Source organism: Chryseobacterium sp. SIMBA_029 (assembly GCF_046535275.1).
GTDB lineage: Bacteria > Bacteroidota > Bacteroidia > Flavobacteriales > Weeksellaceae > Chryseobacterium.
In genome coordinates, this window is the sequence record NZ_JAWRXA010000529.1 from 1 (window position 1) to 259 (window position 259).

The window sequence follows — 259 nt, forward strand, 5'->3', positions numbered from 1 at the left end:
TGAATAAATCATGTCTGGAAAAAAGGATATTGGATCTGGCTTTTGTAGTAGATGCAACAGGTTCTATGGGAGATGAAATTTCTTACTTACAATCTGAGTTATTGGATGTCTTAAGAAAAGTAGAAACCAATTTAAAAAATACAGAAGTAAGATATGGTTCCGTATTTTATAGAGATAAAGGCGATGAATATGTCACCCGAAAATTTGATTTCTCAGATAAAGCCGAGAGTTTGATAGAGTTTATCAAGCAACAAAAAGC

1 pseudogene is annotated in these 259 nt (G+C 32.4%); it reads left to right on the forward strand.

Features of this window, described 5'->3' with window-relative positions:
* A pseudogene (locus tag SB679_RS25090) lies at positions 1-259 on the forward strand (VWA domain-containing protein); the annotation flags it as partial.